This window comes from Streptomyces sp. NPDC101776 (assembly GCF_044766845.1).
Lineage (GTDB): Bacteria > Actinomycetota > Actinomycetes > Streptomycetales > Streptomycetaceae > Streptomyces.
In genome coordinates this window covers 277784-295610 of sequence record NZ_JBIWMV010000004.1, presented here as the reverse complement: position 1 = coordinate 295610, position 17827 = coordinate 277784, and the positions used below count along the sequence as shown (strand labels likewise).

General features: G+C 67.0%; 14 protein-coding genes. 3 read left to right on the top strand and 11 right to left on the bottom strand.

Going from position 1 to position 17827, the window contains the following annotated elements; all coding sequences use genetic code 11:
* The first annotated feature begins 261 nt into the window (after positions 1-261).
* Entirely contained in the window at positions 262-879 is a 618-nt protein-coding gene (locus ACIRRY_RS16540) for a GNAT family N-acetyltransferase (protein ID WP_329253695.1), read from the top strand.
* A 52-nt stretch (positions 880-931) separates the two neighbouring features.
* On the opposite strand, the gene trxA is transcribed toward ACIRRY_RS16540, so the two are convergent.
* The 4 genes from trxA to sigM all read right to left on the bottom strand — a co-directional run bounded on the left by trxA (position 932) and on the right by sigM (position 4134).
* On the bottom strand, positions 932-1267 hold the full coding sequence (gene trxA / locus ACIRRY_RS16535) for a thioredoxin (protein WP_403972822.1): 336 nt from the start codon (positions 1265-1267) through the stop codon (positions 932-934).
* Positions 1268-1309: 42 nt separating this feature from the next.
* Positions 1310-2278: a thioredoxin-disulfide reductase gene (gene trxB, locus ACIRRY_RS16530; protein ID WP_403972820.1), complete on the bottom strand. Its 969-nt coding sequence runs from the start codon at positions 2276-2278 to the stop codon at positions 1310-1312.
* A 171-nt stretch (positions 2279-2449) separates the two neighbouring features.
* A complete protein-coding gene (locus ACIRRY_RS16525) occupies positions 2450-3421 on the bottom strand; it encodes an anti-sigma factor family protein (RefSeq protein ID WP_403972817.1) in 972 nt (323 codons plus the stop codon).
* Positions 3418-4134 (bottom strand): RNA polymerase sigma factor SigM, encoded by a 717-nt coding sequence (sigM, locus tag ACIRRY_RS16520; RefSeq protein WP_403972815.1) that lies wholly within the window; start codon positions 4132-4134, stop codon positions 3418-3420. The genes ACIRRY_RS16525 and sigM overlap by 4 nt, the downstream gene beginning before the upstream one ends.
* Positions 4135-4893: 759 nt before the next feature.
* Here sigM and ACIRRY_RS16515 point away from each other — a divergent pair.
* On the top strand, positions 4894-5313 hold the full coding sequence (locus ACIRRY_RS16515) for a hypothetical protein (RefSeq protein WP_403972812.1): 420 nt from the start codon (positions 4894-4896) through the stop codon (positions 5311-5313).
* Between the two features lie 80 nt (positions 5314-5393).
* On the opposite strand, the gene ACIRRY_RS16510 is transcribed toward ACIRRY_RS16515, so the two are convergent.
* The 3 genes from ACIRRY_RS16510 to ACIRRY_RS16500 all read right to left on the bottom strand — a co-directional run bounded on the left by ACIRRY_RS16510 (position 5394) and on the right by ACIRRY_RS16500 (position 11926).
* The gene (locus ACIRRY_RS16510; RefSeq protein WP_403972810.1) at positions 5394-7106 is read right to left on the bottom strand and encodes a serine/threonine protein kinase; all 1713 of its coding nucleotides are present in this window, start codon (positions 7104-7106) and stop codon (positions 5394-5396) included.
* A 118-nt stretch (positions 7107-7224) separates the two neighbouring features.
* Complete coding sequence (murJ, locus tag ACIRRY_RS16505) at positions 7225-9477, bottom strand: murein biosynthesis integral membrane protein MurJ (RefSeq protein ID WP_403972807.1); 2253 nt, start codon at positions 9475-9477, stop codon at positions 7225-7227.
* A 46-nt stretch (positions 9478-9523) separates the two neighbouring features.
* Positions 9524-11926: a DUF6049 family protein gene (locus tag ACIRRY_RS16500; protein WP_403972805.1), complete on the bottom strand. Its 2403-nt coding sequence runs from the start codon at positions 11924-11926 to the stop codon at positions 9524-9526.
* 258 nt (positions 11927-12184) lie between these two features.
* On the opposite strand from ACIRRY_RS16500, the gene ACIRRY_RS16495 reads away from it, so the two are divergent.
* The gene (locus ACIRRY_RS16495) at positions 12185-13651 is read left to right on the top strand and encodes a CCA tRNA nucleotidyltransferase (RefSeq protein WP_403972802.1); all 1467 of its coding nucleotides are present in this window, start codon (positions 12185-12187) and stop codon (positions 13649-13651) included.
* A 103-nt stretch (positions 13652-13754) separates the two neighbouring features.
* Here ACIRRY_RS16495 and ACIRRY_RS16490 read toward each other — a convergent pair whose 3' ends face one another.
* The 4 genes from ACIRRY_RS16490 to ACIRRY_RS16475 form a co-directional block, all read right to left on the bottom strand.
* Complete coding sequence (locus ACIRRY_RS16490; protein ID WP_403972799.1) at positions 13755-14348, bottom strand: hypothetical protein; 594 nt, start codon at positions 14346-14348, stop codon at positions 13755-13757.
* Between the two features lie 120 nt (positions 14349-14468).
* Positions 14469-15746 (bottom strand): MFS transporter, encoded by a 1278-nt coding sequence (locus ACIRRY_RS16485; RefSeq protein ID WP_403972797.1) that lies wholly within the window; start codon positions 15744-15746, stop codon positions 14469-14471.
* 73 nt (positions 15747-15819) lie between these two features.
* The gene (locus ACIRRY_RS16480) at positions 15820-16902 is read right to left on the bottom strand and encodes an inositol-3-phosphate synthase (RefSeq protein ID WP_403972794.1); all 1083 of its coding nucleotides are present in this window, start codon (positions 16900-16902) and stop codon (positions 15820-15822) included.
* 44 nt (positions 16903-16946) lie between these two features.
* On the bottom strand, positions 16947-17633 hold the full coding sequence (locus ACIRRY_RS16475; RefSeq protein WP_403972792.1) for a PadR family transcriptional regulator: 687 nt from the start codon (positions 17631-17633) through the stop codon (positions 16947-16949).
* Between the last annotated feature and the right edge of the window lie 194 nt (positions 17634-17827).

Genomic DNA, 17827 nt, shown 5'->3' with positions numbered 1-17827 from the left:
CGGAACGCGGCCCGCTCTTTGCTTTCTGGCGGTATCGATGGAATCTCATCCTGGATACGATGCGTTCGGGTATGGCGCATCCACCTGGCAGCACCTCTTAGGGGAGGCAGGGGCCATGCGAACGGTGAGCCGCACCGGACTGGTGAGCGCGGGTCTGGGCCTGGGGGCGGTCGGCGGGTTCGTCGGCAGTCTGCTCAGGGAACGCAGCGCTCTGACAGCCGCCCGCGACGCTGCGGGCGAAGGAAGCGAGGATCAGCCTTCATGGGGCGTCGGCTCGTACCGCTCACGCTGGACAACCTCCCGGACATTCCCAAGCGCTGTAGGTCGTGCGTCTTCTGGGAGTTGGACCCCGTCAGCGGCCAAGCCGCGCTGAAGGCGGGCACAGCAGCCTCGGAGAAGGAAGCCTGGATCTCCGCCGTCCTGCTGGACTGGGGCTCCTGCGGGCGGGTCGTCTACGTCGATGACGTGCCAGTGGGCTTCGTCCTCTACGCGCCCCCTGCCTACGTCCCCCGCTCGACCGCGTTTCCCACGAGCCCTGTGTCACCCGACGCCGTGCAGTTGATGACGTCGTTCATCATGCCGGGGTATCAGGGGCAGGGACTGGGCCGGGTCATGGTGCAGACGGTCGCCAAGGATCTACTGCGGCGAGGCTTCAAGGCGATCGAGGCCTTCGGCGATGCCCACGGGAAAGAGGCCGCCTGCGTACTGCCTGCCGACCATCTGCTCGCCGTGGGCTTCAAGACGGTCCGCCAGCATCCTGCCTATCCACGGCTGCGGCTGGAGCTGCGCACGACGCTCTCCTGGAAGGAAGACGTGGAGATGGCACTGGACCGGCTTCTGGGAGCCGTACAGAAGGAACCAGCGCTTCGACCGCTCTAAAGCGAAGGGGCCGACTCCGGAGAGTCGGCCCCTTCGTGTTTCACGTGAAACATCACTTGGCGGCGATGAAGTCCTCAAGGTCGCGAAGGATCGCGGCCTTCGGCTTGGCGCCGACGATGGTCTTGGCGACCTCGCCACGCTGGTAGACGTTCAGGGTCGGGATGGACATGACGCCGTACCTGGCGGCCGTGGCCGGGTTCTCGTCGATGTTGAGCTTGACGATCTCGATCTGGTCGCCGTGTTCGGCGGCGATGGCTTCGAGGGACGGAGCGATCTGACGGCACGGGCCGCACCAGGAAGCCCAGAAGTCCACCAGGACAGGCTTGTCGCTCTTGAGGACGTCCTCCTCGAAGGAATCGTCGGTCACATTCTTCAGAGTGCCGGCCACGGCGGGCTCCTTAACTTGATCGTGCGGTGGGGAGGATGGGGGTCAGACAGCGGTCTTCGCGGGCTCTGCCTTCTCCTCGTCCGCGAGGGCGGAGAGGAAACGCTCGGCATCCAGAGCGGCGGAGCAGCCAGTACCGGCAGCGGTGATCGCCTGGCGGTAAGTGTGGTCCACAACGTCACCGGCGCCGAAGACACCGGTCAGGTTGGTGTGAGTCGAGGGCGCCTCGACCTTCAGGTAGCCCTCTCCGTCCAGGTCCAGCTGGCCCTTGAAGAGTTCCGTGCGGGGGTCGTGGCCGATCGCGATGAACAGGCCCGTCACCGCGAGGTCGGAGAGTTCCCCGGTCTTCAGGTTGCGCAGCTTGAGGCCGGCGAGCTTCGGGTCGCCCTCGATCTCGGCGACCTCGCTGTCCCAGACGAACTTGATCTTCGGGTCGGCGAAGGCGCGCTCCTGCATCGCCTTGGAGGCACGCAGGCTGTCCCGGCGGTGGACGATCGTCACGGACTTGGCGAAGCGGGAGAGGAAGGTCGCCTCCTCCATCGCCGTGTCGCCACCGCCGATGACGGCGATGTCCTGGTCCTTGAAAAAGAACCCGTCACAGGTGGCACACCAGGAGACACCCCGGCCGGAGAGCGCGTCTTCGTTCGGCAGGCCCAGCTTGCGGTGCTGCGAGCCGGTGGTGACGATGACGGCCTTCGCCTGGTGCACGGTGCCCGAGGTGTCCGTGACGGTCTTGATCTCACCGGTCAGGTCGACGGAGACCACGTCGTCCGGGATCAGCTCGGCGCCGAAGCGCTCGGCCTGGGCGCGCATGTTGTCCATGAGCTCGGGGCCCATGATGCCGTCCTGGAAGCCCGGGAAGTTCTCGACCTCGGTGGTGTTCATCAGCGCGCCACCGGCGGTGACGGCACCTTCGAACACCAGCGGCTTCAGCGACGCGCGCGCGGTGTAGAGCGCCGCCGTGTAGCCGGCGGGCCCGGAGCCGATGATGATCACGTTTCGGACGTCGCTCACGGCTTGGTTCCTCGTCTCTGGACTGCGTCAGTACGACCGGTGGGAGCTCCTCTCAGAGCCTCCACCCCACCCAACGGATCCTACGGGGCCCGCATTCCCGCTGTGTCCGGGCACACGAAGACGGCACGCAGTGGGGAGGCGCCACGATGGATGGAGAGAGGGCGTCCGGAGTCAGGAATGAGGGAACGACTGCGTCAGAAGGACCTTGCCGGGGGTCGACGTCTGTCGGCTCACACAGGCCGCGTCGACGACGTAGGCCGTGACCCGGCTGTTGTCGGAGGCATCGGGCAGCACGACGAGATAGGCGGCGGTCCCGTTGTAGGTGCCCTTCTTGAAACCGAGGACATTCGTGGTGCCACGGTCCACGCCTTGCCGGATGCAGTCCGGGATGGAGCCGGAAGGCTCGATCAGGGTCTTGGGAGTCTTGATGGAAGACTCGGCTCCGCTGGGTTCCGTCGCGGCGTTCCAGGGTCCCCCACTCTTGACGCCCTGGTTTGTGGCCGACTTGGAGGAGAGCAGATCCGAGACCTGGCTCTCCAACTTCCCCTTGGAGAAGGTGTCCGCCGAACTGGTCGGGTTCCCGTGAGCAGAGTCGGACGAGTTGTGGTCGCCCAGCGACTGGATGAACAGAGAGCCGGCACCCAGAACGGCCGCGGTGAATACAGCCCCCAGGACGATCCTTCCGCGACGTCCGCCGCGATTCCGCTCCTTGCGATCCCTGCGCCCGGGACCGGTCGCCGCATGTGCGTGTCCCGACGGACGAGCTGCCGTGGGCGATGTTTCACGTGAAACATGCGCCCCGGCGTGCTCCCTGTCCTCGCTGTTCTCATCCGACGTGACTCGCGACGCGCTCACCAATGTCGGTGCGGCCAGGGACTCCGGAGTGGTGACACTCAGCAGTGCCTCCGCGGCGAGGGCCGCGTCGATCCGGCCGGCGACCTCGGCGGGCATCCGCGGCGGCCCGGGCATGGTGCCCAGCAGACCCCGGATCTCATCGAGTGAGTCGTGAACGTCCGCGCATAGTTCGCACTCGTCCAGATGCCGTTGTACCTCCGCCGTCCTGGACGGCGGGAGAAGGCCCTCGGTGAGGTCGGAGATCTCCGCGACGTCCGGGTGCCCGGCCGTGTCTGTCGTGGATGTCACGCTCGCCCACCTCCGCCCTTCACAGCAGCTGAATCGCTCGGCCCTGCATCCTTGGGCCCGTCGCTCGGTCCCGCTGCGGGTGGGACGGATGTCCCCTGCGCCCGGTTCCGTCCTGCGCCCGGTTCCTTGCCGTCACCGGTTCTTTCCGGCCGTAGATGAGTGAGCAGCGGCAGCAGCCTCGCTCTTCCGCGGGCGCAGCGGCTCTTCACCGTGCCGGTCGGCACATCGAGCATCCGGGCCGCTTCCGCGACGGGGTAGCCCTGCATGTCCACCAGAACGAGAGCAGCACGCTGGTCGGGCGGAAGGGTGCCCAGGGCTTCCAGCAGTTGGCGGTACAGGTCGTTGCGTTCCGCCGGAGCCGCGGCCGACTCGTGCGGTTCCAGGAGTTGTTCCAGGCGCTCGGTGTCGTCGACTGGAGACGTTTTCCTGGAGGCGGCCTTGCGGGCACGGTCCAGGCAGGCGTTCACCGTGATCCGGTGGAGCCAGGTCGTGACGGCCGACTGGCCACGGAAGGTGTGGGCGGCCCGGTAGGCGGAGACGAGGGCGTCCTGAACCGCGTCAGCGGCCTCCTCGCGGTCTCCCAGCGTGCGCAGGGCCACGGCCCAGAGCCGGTCACGGTGTCGGCGTACGAGTTCGCCGAAGGCATCCGGGTCGCCTTCCACATGGCGGGCCAGGAGTTCGTCATCGGGAACACCGTCGAGGCTGAGTGGCAAACACCCTCACCTCCTTCCGCTCGGCGAATATACCGTATAAGAGTTTTGGGTGAATGTAAACGAGAGAATTCAGTGCCACGTCTTCAGGAAAGGGGTGGCGCATTTCTGTGCCCCATTTTGGGGTGATATGTGAAAATTTATATTCACGTGTGTGCGCAAGAGCACTGCATTGGTGGTTTTGGGGGCTGCGATCGCGGGAGTGCTGAGTCTCGCTGCAGAACGACAACTCAAGCCGCTGTCTCTATTTCGGTGACGGTGTTCTGAAGAATGTCAGTGCGGCGATCAACTGGGACCTCAACAGTCGGGTGGCATTTTACTGCAACTCGAACTACCACGGCATATGTTTCGCTGTTGCCGCAGGTGGTCAGATCGGTGGTTTCGCGCGCATCGTTCTGATGAATGGGCGCAGTGCGAATGGCAACATGAATTCGCACCACTTCAACCGAACCTGCGGCACTGTGTACAACTTCGGATAGTGAAGTCTCTGAGAATGTGTCGCGCCGCTCGGGGTTTCGATCGGACTGCCCCGGGTGACGCGTTATTTGGATGGCGCATATTCCGAGAACGGGAACCACATGACGAGAAAATCAATCGCCGGGTCAGGGTGTCCATCGCTTGCCTGTCCTTGGCGGCTTGCTCATATGATTCGGAACAGGCTGATGAAGAAGACACCGCCGGCCCTGCTGTCGTCGGTCCGATAAATGGCGACGACGCAGTGGGATATAAGCCCGTGCGGAAGAAAATGACATCGTCCTCCCCATGGACGCGTACATCGAGTCTCCAAAGCAGGCGCACATAAGCGACTCGGCTGTGGCGCTTCTTGGCACAGACCAGGCCGTGAACGGGGGAAGACGCGAAGTTATCGACACTTCTACGGCGCGGAAGTGGGGGTACCATCCCCCGGAGCCTTCGGATGATTCCGAAACAGACAACGGAAGCGACGAAGCCAAGCAGTCACCTGGTGAGACCGAAGCTTATACCGGAAGATCCGCCAAGACTGGAAAAGCCCTCAAAGGGGGAACGGGAAGCTGCGCAGCAAGCGCGCGCTCTCAAATATTCGGTAAGGAGGGGCTCAAGCCGGCTCTTCAGTATCTGCTTTCGTATCACGAGAATTCCTTCGTCGTGGCCAGTCGAGAAGCTGAGATTCGGAGAGCCATGAGCGACTGGGCACATGCATGAAGGGATTCGGGCATGACTACAAAGACATGTGAGAGGTGAACAACGATCCCAGAAGAGTTACCGACAGGTCTTGTCGTGACTCAGGACCCGGTGAGATTGATCTCCGAAATGCCACCTCGGAATAGTTCTGTGGAGCCGTCCGTGGGCAGTTCAGTGATATGGATCAGTACGTATCGTGTCCGCAAAGAATTCTTCAGTGATCCCTTTATTTCTTTGCCCGACGTCGTCAACGGAGTAAGGCGCTGGGAGAAGTCGGACAGCTCTGTGGGGGATGATCCCCCACTGGGTGCCGCAAGTACTTCGACAGTCTGTCCACTTCGATACATGGTGATATCGAAGCCATTTACTGTCTTGACACTCCCGAGGTCCACGATGATGCCGCTGCCATCTTTTCGATTCGGCAGGTTGCCGAAATTCGAATAGCCCTTGTACTGCGGAGTGATCCAAGAAGTGCTCGTTTTTCCGTCGATGGCAAGGGAGACTTCGTCTTCCTTTATTCCTGACCCGCTCGGTGCGAATTCGGTTGCGCCATCGATCTTGAGCGGGACGCTCTTGGCGGGCTGCTTCTTGTCAGTTCCCTCGTGAGTGCCCTCGGTGGGGCTGCTGTTGTCGCTGTTGCCCTGGTCCATGAGCGCGTCCGCGAGCTGCCAACTGCCCAGGCCCAGCGCGGCGATCAGCAACGCTGACACGGCCCACTTGAGGGCCCTGCCGGTGCGGCTCTGCAGCGGGGGCGGCGGGGTCGGCACGACCCGGGTGGCACCGGGATGCTGTGACGGGCGGCCGTACGTGCCCTGTTGGTAGGTCGTGCGCTGGTACTCGGGCGGTGCGGTGAACGCGGGCTCCGGCGGGCGGATGCGGGGCATCTCGCCGATCGCCTTCACCAGTTCCTCGGGTGTCGTGCACGCCGATTCGTGCCGGGAGGCCGTGGCACCGTCGTTGGCGAGCGCCCGCATGGCGAGCTCCGACAGACCTCGGTGGACACCCGCGCGCACCTGGTCGGGGGCGATGAGGCCGACGCCCTTGGGCAGCCCGGACAGGCCGTAGGCGTCGCTCTCGTACGGCCAGCGCTGGGTGAGCGCCGCGTACAGCAGGGCGCCGATCGCCTCCGTGTCCGTGCGCTGCGGGGTGTCCGAACTGATGCCCCGCAGCGCCGCGTTGACGGCCAGACCACGGATGCGCCACTGGCCGGACGAGGTGCGCAGCACGGCGTTCGGGTTCAGGCGCAGATGGGCGAGGCCCTCGCGGTGCGCGGCGGCCATGGCCGAGGCGATCTGACTGACCATCTGGTAGGCGTCGTGCGCCTCCAGCGGGCCGGGGGCCAGAAGCGCCGTCAGTTCCGTGGCGTCGGGCAGCCATTCGTGCACGACGTAGACGAGGTCGTTCTCTTCCACGGCGTCCAGGACCTGGACGAAGCGGGGATCACCCAGCAGCGCCGAGGAGCGGGCCGCGGCCAGCACCGAGCGGGCCCGCGCATGGTCCGCGGGCAGGATGTGGACGCCGACGGCACGGCGGAGTTTCTCGTCCACCGCGCGCCAACTGCTGAAGCCGTCCAGACGGGTGACGCACTCTTCGAGGCGATAGCGTCTGGCGAGCTTGTGACCGCTGTGCAGTTCGGGAGGCGAGGCCTTCTCGGTTTCCTCGATCCCGCCGCTCCCCTGTGCCTTGTCGCTCTCCGTGTCCCGCTCCGGGTTCTGGGCCACCCCGTCGGCCGTGGACTGGTCCGCCTTGGCGGTCAGCGGCTCGTCGCCGCTGTTGTCTGCCACGTCGACGGCAGCCGTGCTCCGTTCCGCCACCGTCGCTCCTGCCTCCCCATCCGTTGCACGCTGTTCGACGCCGAAATCAATTGTGCCCACAGTCTGCCGCTATGCACGACACACAGCGGCGGACGATGGTTGTGCGTGTGCCCCCGCCTCAACGCCCCAAGCGCCCGCGCACCATGCCCACGAGGGAGTTGAGCTCCTCGATGCGCATGCGGCGGGCCGCGACGTAGAAGATTCCGAGCAGTACGGCACCGCCCACCAGAAGGGCGGCGAACGAGCCGACGACCCCTTGGCCGAGCGTATGTCCGATCCCGTAGCAAGCCGCACCACTGAGCAATGCGGCCGGCACGGAGGCGATGCAGAGCCGAGCGTACGTCCGCAGCACGCGTGCGCCGTCCAGATCGCCGTTCAGGCGCTTCCGCAGCCGGTTCCAGGCGACTCCGACACCGATCGCGTACGCGAGGCCGTACGAGGCCGCCATGCCGACCACGGCCCAGCGGGCCGGGAGCACGAAGAAACAGACCGCCGAGGCGCCCGCGTTGACCGCGGCCACGATGACGGTGTTGTAGAAGGGCGTTCGGGTGTCCTCGTAGGCGTAGAAGGCACGCAGGACGACGTACTGCACCGAGTACGGGATCAGGCCGAGAGCGAAGGCCATCAGCATGAAGCCCATGTTGGTGGCCGACTTGGTCCCGGAGGAACCGAAGATCAGGGTGCACATCGGGATGCCGAGGGCGAGCAGGCCGAAGGCGATCGGCACGATCGCGACGGCGGTCGTACGCAGCCCCTGGGAGATGTCGTCACGGACGGCTCCGCCGTCGCCCTCGGCTGCCGACCGTGAGATGCGCGGCAGCAGGGCGGCCATGAGGGACACCGTGATGATGGCCTGCGGCAGACCCCAGATGAGCTGGGCGTTGGCGTAGGCGCTGAATCCGGTTCCGGGGATGTTCGTGTCCGCGACCGACGCCGTGGCGAGCTGGGTGACCACGAGGGCGCCCGCCTGGTTCGCGAGGACGAAGAGGACGGTCCACTTGGCGAGCATCGCGGCCTTGCCGAGGCCGTGGCCCTTCCAGTCGAACCGCAGCCGCAGCCTGAAGCCTGTCTCGCGCAGGTACGGGATCATCGCCAGCGCCTGGACGACCAGACCGAGGAGCACACCGACACCCAGGAGGCGTTGGGCCTCCGGCGGGATGTTGTCGACCTTCATGCCGGAGTCCGCCGAGGTGCCGTACACCCAGAGGAACATGCCGAGCGTCACGATGATGACGACGTTGTTGAGGACCGGGGTCCACATCATCGCGCCGAACTTGCCGCGGGCGTTGAGGATCTGGCCCATCACCACATGGATGCCCATGAAGAAGATCGAGGGCAGGAAGTAACGGGTGAAGGTGATGGCGACACTGTCGGCCGCGGGATTCCTGGCGACCTCCACCGACAGCAGGCGGACCAGGAGCGGTGCCGCGACCATCGCGAGCGCGGTCAGTGCTCCGAGCGCCACGACGACCAGGGTCAGCAGACGGTTGGCGAACGCCTCGCCGCCGTCGTCGTCCTCCTTCATGGCCCGCACGAGCTGCGGCACGAAGACGGAGTTCAGGCCGCCGCCCACGGTCAGGATGTAGATCATCGTCGGCAGCTGGTAGGCGACCTGGAAGGTGTCACCGAGGAGTGCCGTGCCCAGCGCGGAGACGATCAGCGCGGAGCGGACGAAGCCGGTCAGGCGGGAGACCATCGTGCCCGCCGCCATCACGGCACTCGACTTCAGCAGACCGGTGGCCTTACCGCCCTTCTTGGGAGCGGCCGCGGGCGCCGGCGCCGTAGGAGTGAGCTGCATCGTGGCGTCGGACATCGGCGCCGGGGAGGGCGCGACGGGTGCCTGGCCCGAGGGCGGTGCGGGGGACGGGCCGGGGACCGCCGGGGCGTCCGTCGGCGGGCGTCCGCCGCCCTGGCCCTGGTCCCGGAAGAGATGAGCGAAGGCGTCCGGCTCGTGGTACTCCTCGCCGGCGCCGGTCACCAGGTCGTCCACGCCCACGAACTGGGTCGTCCGGGCGTCGTCGCCGTACGGCAGGTACTGGGTCGGGCCCTCCGGCTCGGGGGCCGGGGGCTGCGCCCACACACGGGGGTCCGGGGCGTACGGGGACTGGGGCGGCTGTGCGTAGAGCGGGGGCTGCGGCTGGTAGGTGCCCGGAGGGGGCGGGGGGTGGGCGGCACGGTCGTAGAGCGCCTCGGCGACCGGGTCCTGGGCGGAGAGATCCTGCGCCCGGTAGGGGTCCTGGTCGTAGGCGTCCTGGAGGTACATGTCGGCGGGAGGCTGCGGCGGCACCTGGCCGTGTTCGGGCGGCGGACTCTCGGGGTAGCCCGAGCCGCCCGCGCCCTGACCGCGGTCACCGTCGTACGGCGCGTTCATGGTTACCCCACCTCATCGTCCCCGGGCCCACCGGCCACGACATCGCTCAACGGTCCACTCTCTCACCCGTGCCGGACGGGTCGGCGCTTTCCGGTGCGGTGTCCGGTGTCGGGTCACTCGGGTGCTCCGGGTCGTCTGCCCGGGACGGAGTGCCGGACTCCTCCTTGAGACGGTCCTGGGGGCCTTCGGGGTTTTCCGGCCCGCCGGGTTCCTCGGCCGCCCCGTCGTCGTCGGGCCCGTCGGGACCCTCCTCGGCCTGGCGGGCCACGGCTCGCTTGCGGTGGGTGTACATCCGGAAGCCGGCGAGGACGAGCAGCAGGACACCGCCGCCGATGACCAGCATGACGGTGGCCGTGACCTCGGTGACCTTCACGTCGAAGTTGACGGCCTGTCCGTACTGCTGGCCGTCCTCCGTGTACAGCTGGGCGGTCACGCCCACCTCGCCGTTGGCGTTCGCCGACGTGGGGAACTTCACGGACTGGCTGTGCCCGCCGTTCACCGTGACCCGCTGCTCGGTGTAGGCCTTGCCGTCGATCTTCAGGCGCGTGGGGCTCGTCGAGGTGAGGCGCAGGACCAGGTGCTCGACGCCCTGCACCAGATTGTTCTGCACGGTCACCGGGATCGTGGCGCTGCGGCCCGAGAGTTTGGTCTCGGACTTGTCGATCAGTTTCACCTGGTTGGTGAGGTCGTCGAGGTAGTTCAGCACGCCCTGGCGGAAGTTGGCCGCCTCGCCCGCCTGTCCCCGCCACGACGTGGACATCTCACGGTTCATGGCCCGCCCGAAGGGGGTCACGACCCGGGACTCGTCGGTGAGGATCACCCGGAAGTTGTCGAGCTTGTCCTGAGTGGCCGCGATCTGCTCGAAGGCCGACTTCGGCAGCTCCTGCTTGCGCAGCGAGGAGGGGTACGCGGAGGGCGACGGGATCTTCGTGGTGGCGTTCGGGTCGGGCTTGGCCTTGGCCGCCGCGGCGAGATCCTGCGGCTCGCTCCAGGTGCTGCCCTGGAGGGTCGTCAGCGCCTCGGCCATCGTCTGTGCCTGGCTCGCGGTCGGCATACGCTGCGGGGCTACGACGATGCTGCGCTGCTTGTCCGTCTGCAGGTCGAGCGTCAGGCTCTGGGCGAGGAACCGCTGCTCGGCGAGTGTGGCGGCCCCGGCCGTCGTCAGGTCCCCCTGGAACGCCGTCGAGAGCCGCGAGTCCGCGGCCACCGCGGTCGTACCGCCGCCGATGGGGCGGGCGGCGGAGGGGGTGTACGACAGGCCGCCGGTCTCCTGGAGGCTGTCGCTGCGGGCGATCACCTTGTCGGCGCCGGCCGAGGTGGCGACCTTGATGATCGACGGGTCCACGGCGCCGTTCACCGGCCACGCGAAGTCCGTGGTCGGGGTCACGTGGAGCACCGTCTCCACGGTGGTCGCGGCGACGTCCGTGGCGTCCTTGAGGTGGCTCAGCGAGCCGGTGACGCTGGTGCCGTTGTGGGCGAGGGACGCCAGGTCGGGGTCGGCGAAGGGGAGGGCGACGACCTCCTTGTCGGTCACCGCCGACTGCAGCTCGGCGAGCCATGCCTTGGCGACCGCCTGGTGGGTGCCCGTCGTCGTGGTGTCGCCCTCGCCCTGGATCTTGTAGCTGCGGGTCATCGCGTCGACGGAGGCCAGCAGGTCCGGGTCGATCACCCAGGTGACGTCGAGATCCTTCCCGAGCGACAGCATCTGGTCGAGGCGCCCGCCCGGGGCGATCTCCTTGGCCAGGTCGTCGTTGAGGAAGACCGGCGTCTGCTGCTCGTTCGAACCCGTCTGTGCCGTCATGTGGACGCTGGAGACCAGCGGCCACAGATACGTCGTCTTCGTCTTCGTGTCCGCGTCGTCGGGCTGCCACGGCAGGAACGTCCGCTGGATGCCCAGCACCTGCTCCCACGGCTGCGCCGAGGTCTGGCCGGAGAGCGAGACACCGAGCGGGTAGACGCCGTCGTCACCGAGGTCCAGCTTGTCGACCGGTACGGAAAGGGTGAAGGGTTCGGCGACGCCCGGAGTGAGCTTGGAGAACTGCTCGGTGTACTTGTCGTCGAGCTCCGAGCCGTCGACACCCTGGACGTAGTCGGTGCGCTTGGCGACGCTGTCGATCGCCGAGCGGGTGCTCAGCGCCTGCCCCAGGCGCAGGCCCACATGGGCGCCGGTGACCGTCTGCTTGCCGTTGTTGGTCACCGTGCCGGAGACGGTCAGGGTGTCCCCGTCGGTGGGGATGCTGGGGCTGAGTGTGTCCAGCGAGACGGACACCGTCTGCGAGCCGGAGGCGGCCTTCGCGGACGTCTGCTCGGCCGCACCGGCGGGGGCGACGGCGGACAGCTGGAGGAGGCCGGCCAGCAGAGGCGCCCCGGCGAGCAGTGTGCCGGTGCGCCGCAGCCACCGGCGGGCAGGTGAGGGACACGTCCCCTGGAAGTCTGCCGCCTCGGCCACGCGTTCGCCCGTCCCTCGTCATCGTCAGTGGTCGTCGCAATGTGCGTCCACGCATGGTAACGATGCGCGCTGAGGGGAAGTGCCGCGGTCTGCTCCACAAGATCGGAGAACAGCGCCGGACCGTCCCGTATGCGCCCGTATAAAGGGAAGCACTCGGTTACGTCGCAAGGGCAGCGCTTGCGCGGGTATCAGCGGACGTGTCCGCGCACATTTAAAGAGGGCGCTCGCGGTGGCCGGGGCCACGTACCCTTTTCTGTTGTGCCGAACGCCAACGAAGACAACCCCAGTGCCCTGAGCCAGGTGCAGCACCGCGCGGTGAGCGAGCTGCTGCGGGTGGCTCCCGTCGCCGACGACCTCGCCCGCCGTTTCCAGGAGGCCGGGTTCTCCCTCGCCCTGGTCGGCGGTTCGGTCCGGGACGCGCTGCTCGACCGGCTTGGCAACGACCTGGACTTCACGACGGACGCACGCCCCGAGGACGTACTGAAGATCGTCCGGCCGTGGGCGGACGCCGTGTGGGAGGTCGGGATCGCCTTCGGCACCGTGGGAGCGCAGAAGGATGCCCGTGTCGGAGACACTGACCGAAGCTTTCAGATCGAGGTGACCACCTACCGGTCGGAGGCGTACGACCGGACCTCCCGCAAGCCCGAGGTGTCGTACGGCGACTCGATCGAGGAGGACCTCGTCCGGCGCGACTTCACGGTGAATGCGATGGCTGTCGCGCTCCCGGAGAAGGAGTTCATCGACCCGCACGGCGGCCTCGACGACCTCGCGGCTCGTGTGCTGCGGACCCCGGGCACCCCCGAGGCGTCCTTCTCGGACGATCCGTTGCGGATGATGCGGGCGGCACGCTTCGCCGCTCAGCTCGACTTCGAGGTCGCTCCCGAGGTCGTCGCGGCGATGACGGAGATGTCCGGGCGAATCGAGATCGTCTCGGCCGAGCGGGTGCGGGACGAGCTGAACAAGCTGATCCTCTCCGCGCACCCCCGCAAGGGACTGACGCTGCTCGTCGACACCGGACTCGCCGATCATGTCCTGCCCGAGCTTCCCGCCCTCCGCCTGGAGAGCGACGAGCACCACCGGCACAAGGACGTCTACGAACACACGCTGATCGTTCTGGAGCAGGCGATCGAACTGGAGGAGAACGGTCCCGACCTCACCCTCCGCCTGGCCGCGCTGCTGCACGACATCGGCAAGCCGCGCACCCGCCGGTTCGAGAACGACGGCCGGGTCTCGTTCCACCACCACGAGGTGGTCGGCGCGAAGATGACCAAGAAGCGCATGCTGGCGCTCAAGTACTCCAACGACCTGGTGAAGGACGTCTCGCAGCTCGTCGAACTCCACCTGCGCTTCCACGGCTACGGCACCGGCGAGTGGACCGACTCGGCCGTCCGCCGTTACGTCCGGGACGCCGGTCCGCTCCTGGACCGCCTCCACAAGCTGACCCGCTCGGACTGCACTACACGGAACAAGCGCAGGGCCGCGGCCCTGTCCCGTGCGTACGACGGTCTGGAGGATCGCATCGCCCAACTGCAGGAGCAGGAGGAGCTGGACTCGATCCGACCCGACCTCGACGGCAACCAGATCATGGAGATCCTGGGTGTCACGCCCGGGCCGGTCATCGGTCGCGCGTACAAGTTCCTGCTGGAACTGCGGCTGGAGAACGGGCCGATGGAGCACGAGGCGGCGGTGGCCGCGCTCAAGGAGTGGTGGGCCTCGGAGAGCTGAGGTCGTGGAACGGGGTCATGTTTCACGTGAAACATGACCCCGGACAGCATCAGGGGCGGTGTTTCACGTGAAACATGAGACACCGCCCCTCGCCATGTCTGCCTTACTTCGAGTAGTCCTTCAGGCAGAGCAGGAAGTTACTGCCGTCGCCGCTCTCGGTGTACGAGTACTGGAAGTCCTTTGCGGCTGCCGTGCATTTGGCGTCGGCCGCGGTCTCGGAGTACGTGCCGCTGATCTTGGCCAGCACTACGTACTGGGCCTTCGTGTCGCTGCACTTCACGACCTCAAGGTCCGGGTTGGTGTCGCTGGTGCTGCCGCGGTGCATGCAGTCGCCGACCTTTGCGGTGTCGGCGTCGTCCTGGCTCGATATGTAGCCGAAGATCGCCACGCCGGCAGCGATCACGATGAGGACGGCGATCCGGATCATCTTGAAGCTGAACCTGCGCCTCGGCTGCGGCGGAACCGGAGCGAACGGAGCACCGCCCTGGGGCGGGAAACCGGGCTGACCGGACTGCTGCGGGTAACCGCCCTGCGGCGGGTACGGGGCCTGGGGCTGCTGCGGGTGCGGCGCCTGCTGGGCCTGAGGCGGGTACGGAGCCTGCGCCTGAGGCTGGCCGCCGTAGGGCTGCTGGCCCTGCGCGTACGGGTTCGGATCCTGGGCGTATGGGTTCTGGCTCTGAGGCGGCGGAGTTGTCATTCGGGGTCCCCCCTGGAACGTGGACGCATGGCGCGGCATGGCACGCGGCATGGTGCGAAGTAAGACGCACGTAAGCTACCGGCCTCCACTGACACAGCTGAGACCCAGTTGGACTCCGTGTCAGTGATGTGACACTTTCCGGCGTTCAAAGTGGGCCATAGTCGCAGCAACCGCTCCGTAGACCACGGCCACCGTGACCACTAGCACCGCTGAGCGGCCGTCAGGGGGAAGCATCAGCGCGGCCATCGCGGCGGCGCCGACGAAGGCGATGTTGAACAACACGTCGTAGACGGAGAAGATCCGGCCGCGGAAGCCGTCGTCCACAGAGAACTGCACGATGGTGTCCGTGGCGATCTTCGCGCCCTGGGTGGTCAGGCCGAGGACGAAGGCCGCCGCCAGCATGGGAGCGGTGGTGAACGGAAGGCCGAGGGCCGGTTCCAGGAGGGCGGCGCCCGCGGCGCACACGGCGATCCAGCGGCCGGGGCCGAGTCGTCCGGCGGCCCAGGGGGTCACCACGGCCGCCACGAAGAAGCCGGCGCCGGAGACCCCCAACGCCAGCCCCAGCAGGCGCAGTCCGCCGTCCGGGGTCGACGACAGGGCGTACCGGCAGAGCATCAGCAGCAGGACGGTCAGGGCGCCGTAGCAGAAGCGCATCAGTGTCATCGCGGCGAGCGCCCAGACTGCCTCCCGGCGCTGCGGCGCGGCGAGGTGCCGTACCGCCGCTGTCAGGTCCCGGGCGGTGCCGGCGAGGGCCGTGGCGAGGCGGGTCTTGGTCAACGCCTGGTCGGGGCCGAGGAGTTCGGGGGCCATGCGCAAGGACGTGAGGGCCGCGCACAGGTAGAGGGCCGCTCCCAGCAGCACCACCGCGGCGTCGGTGTCCGCGACCAGCAGCCGGACGAGAAAGGCGAGACCGCCGCCCAGCGTCGCCGCCAGTGTTCCGGCCGTGGGGGAAAGGGAGTTGGCGACGACCAGCCGTTCGTCGTCGACCACACGCGGGAGCGCGGCGGACAGGCCGGCGAGGACGAAGCGGTTGACGGCGGTGACGCACAGGGCGGAGACGTAGAAGAGCCAGTCCGGGACGTGGCTCACCATCAGGACGGCGGTCAGCGTGGCCAGCAGGGCGCGCAGCAGGTTGCCGTAGAGGAAGACCTGGCGGCGGCGCCAGCGGTCCAGGAGGACGCCGGCGAAGGGGCCGATGAGGGAGTACGGGAGGAGCAGGACCGCCATCGCGGAGGCGATCGCGGCGGCCGAGGTCTGTTTCTCCGGGGAGAAGACGACGTAGGCGGCGAGTGCCACCTGGTAGACGCCGTCCGCGCCCTGGGAGAAGAGGCGTACGGCGAGCAGGCGCCGGAAGCCCTGGAAGCGCAGGAGGATGCGCAGGTCACGGACGACGGCCATGGGCACAGCCTCACATACGAGGAGGGTCCCCGGGCGGATGCCCCGGGGACCCTCGACGACCGAACGGCGGGGCTTAGCGCTCGACCTCGCCCTTGATGAACTTCTCGACGTTGGCGTAGGCCTCGTCGTCGAAGTACTGGACCGGCGGGGACTTCATGAAGTAGCTCGACGCGGAGAGGATCGGGCCGCCGATGCCGCGGTCCTTGGCGATCTTCGCGGCGCGCAGGGCGTCGATGATGACACCCGCGGAGTTCGGGGAGTCCCAGACCTCGAGCTTGTACTCCAGGTTCAGCGGGACGTCGCCGAAGGCGCGGCCCTCAAGGCGGACGTAGGCCCACTTGCGGTCGTCGAGCCACTGGACGTAGTCCGACGGGCCGATGTGGACGTTCTTCTCGCCCAGGTCGCGGTCCGGGATCTGCGAGGTGACGGCCTGCGTCTTCGAGATCTTCTTGGACTCGAGTCGGTCGCGCTCCAGCATGTTCTTGAAGTCCATGTTGCCGCCGACGTTGAGCTGCATCGTGCGCTCGAGGCGGACACCGCGGTCTTCGAACAGCTTCGCCATCACACGGTGCGTGATGGTGGCGCCGACCTGCGACTTGATGTCGTCGCCGACGATCGGGACGCCGGCCTCGGTGAACTTGTCCGCCCACTCCTTGGTGCCGGCGATGAAGACCGGGAGGGCGTTGACGAAGGCGACCTTGGCGTCGATGGCGCACTGGGCGTAGAACTTCGCCGCGTCCTCGGAACCGACGGGCAGGTAGCAGATGAGGACGTCGACCTGCTTGTCCTTGAGGATCTGGACGATGTCGACCGGCGCCTCGTCGGACTCCTCGATCGTCATCCGGTAGTACTTGCCCAGGCCGTCGAGGGTGTGACCGCGCTGGACCGTGACGCCCTTGTTCGGGACGTCGCAGATCTTGATGGTGTTGTTCTCACTGGCACCGATGGCGTCGGAGAGGTCGAGGCCGACCTTCTTCGCGTCGACGTCGAACGCGGCGACGAACTCGACGTCACCGACGTGGTACTCGCCGAACTGGACGTGCATCAGGCCGGGCACCTTGGCCGCCGGGTCGGCGTCCTTGTAGTACTCGACGCCCTGTACCAGTGAGGCGGCGCAGTTGCCCACGCCGACGATGGCTACGCGAACCGAACCCATTCCGGTTGCTCCCTGTGTGTGCGAGGTGAGGCCCTGACTGGACCTCATGTGGTGGTTTCGTCGGACGGATCCGGCCCGGGGGTGGCGCCCCCGAGCCGGGGCAGGCCGCCCGACTCCCCAGATGTGCTGTCCTGCTGAGCGGAGCGGTCCGAAGCGGGACCCGTCAGGTCCCGTCCGGCCCGCTCGCTCTCGATGAGCTCGTTCAGCCAGCGCACTTCGCGCTCCACGGACTCCATTCCGTGGCGCTGCAGCTCAAGCGTGTAGTCGTCGAGGCGCTCCCGGGTCCGCGCCAGGGAGGAACGCATCTTCTCCAGACGCTCCTCCAGCCGGCTGCGGCGACCTTCCAGTACGCGCATGCGTACGTCGCGTGACGTCTGCCCGAAGAAGGCGAAACGAGCGGCGAAATGTTCGTCCTCGTACGCGTCGGGCCCCGTCTGCGAGAGCAGTTCCTCGAAGTGCTCCTTACCTTCCGCCGTCAACCGGTAGACGATCTTGGCGCGGCGTCCCGCGAGGGTCGCGGTAAGGGCGTCCTCAGGGGTGTTCCCCGTCTCCTCGATCAACCAGCCGTTGGCGACCAGCGTCTTGAGGCAGGGGTAGAGCGTCCCGTAGCTGAACGCACGGAACACACCCAGTGACGTGTTGAGTCGTTTGCGCAGCTCATAGCCGTGCATCGGAGATTCGCGGAGCAGGCCGAGGATGGCGAACTCGAGGATGCCGGAGCGTCTGCTCATCGTCGCCCCCTTCCTGTCCGTGGTCCGTCCGTGACGGCCTTTATGCCGAGCTGATGTATCGACTCGATACATCCAGACGATAGAACGGCCTTCCGGATGCGACAAGTGGGGAGATGGTGACCGCCGTCACATCACTGATTCGTTGGAATCAAGTTGCCTGATTTGGGGTGAACTTCGGGGCTAAGCAGGTTTTG

Bases quoted from the DNA above. Each gene is read 5' to 3' on its own strand.
- ACIRRY_RS16540 (WP_329253695.1), top strand. From the start codon at position 262: ATGGGGCGTCGGCTCGTACCGCTCACGCTGGACAACCTCCCGGACATT.
- ACIRRY_RS16515 (WP_403972812.1), top strand. From the start codon at position 4,894: ATGGACGCGTACATCGAGTCTCCAAAGCAGGCGCACATAAGCGACTCG.
- murJ (WP_403972807.1), bottom strand. From the start codon at position 9,477: ATGAACGCGCCGTACGACGGTGACCGCGGTCAGGGCGCGGGCGGCTCG.
- ACIRRY_RS16490 (WP_403972799.1), bottom strand. From the start codon at position 14,348: ATGACAACTCCGCCGCCTCAGAGCCAGAACCCATACGCCCAGGATCCG.
- ACIRRY_RS16485 (WP_403972797.1), bottom strand. From the start codon at position 15,746: ATGGCCGTCGTCCGTGACCTGCGCATCCTCCTGCGCTTCCAGGGCTTC.
- ACIRRY_RS16480 (WP_403972794.1), bottom strand. From the start codon at position 16,902: ATGGGTTCGGTTCGCGTAGCCATCGTCGGCGTGGGCAACTGCGCCGCC.
- ACIRRY_RS16475 (WP_403972792.1), bottom strand. From the start codon at position 17,633: ATGAGCAGACGCTCCGGCATCCTCGAGTTCGCCATCCTCGGCCTGCTC.